Here is an 811-nt window from a genome sequence, read left to right as displayed (position 1 = left end):
GTAAAAAGTGAAAAACTAGTAGCAGGTGTGGCGATGGGGCTTGTTTTTGAAGATGAAAAATATGCTATTTTAACCGATATTATGGGGCTTGAAGATCACGATGGAGATATGGATTTTAAAGTGGCAGGAAGTTATGAAGGGATCACTGCTTTGCAGATGGATATAAAACTTGGTGGTATAGAGCAACAGGTTTTAAAAGAAGCTTTGTATCAAGCAAAAGAAGCTAGAGAGCATATTTTAAAACTAATGGAAGAAGCTGATAGAAACATCATTGTTAATGAAGCTATTTTGCCAAAGATTGAGATCTTTAATGTAGATCCAAGCAAAATTCCTGATATCATAGGTCAAGGCGGTAAAACTATAAAAGAAATCATTGAAAAATTTGAAGTTAATATCGACTTAGATAGAGATAAAGGTGAAGTTAAGATAGCAGGAATTAATCATGATTTGATTTCTCAAAGCAAAGAATATATATTAAATTTACTCCATTCTAAAGGTTCTAATAAAAAACGCGATAGAAAAGAAATGCCTAAATTTGATATCGGAGAAGAATTTATAGGAAAAGTTCAAAAAGTTGTAGAATTTGGAGTTTTTGTAGAACTTAAAGAAGGCGTGGATGGTTTATTGCATAATTCTAAGATTAAAGAAAAGTTAGAAGTAGGCAATGAAATTAAAGTTAAAGTTGCAGAAATTAAAAATGGAAAAGTTTCTTTAGATTTAGCTTAAATTTTGAGCATATTAAAAAATATGCTCAAAATTTTATATTATATCTTGACAAAAGAATATTCTTTTGGCATAATTTCGTTTTTTG

At 29.7% G+C, this 811-nt stretch carries 1 protein-coding gene; it reads left to right on the top strand.

All coding sequences use genetic code 11. The features are described 5' to 3' along the window. Positions 1-726, top strand: a 726-nt coding sequence (locus tag CAMP18498_RS07905) for a S1 RNA-binding domain-containing protein (RefSeq protein ID WP_337198267.1), incomplete at its 5' end; no start/stop codon positions are given. Positions 727-811 lie beyond the last annotated feature (85 nt).

It is taken from the genome of Campylobacter sp. W0066.2 (assembly GCF_024723515.1).
GTDB lineage: Bacteria > Campylobacterota > Campylobacteria > Campylobacterales > Campylobacteraceae > Campylobacter_D.
This window is presented reverse-complemented; position numbering and strand designations above follow the sequence as displayed.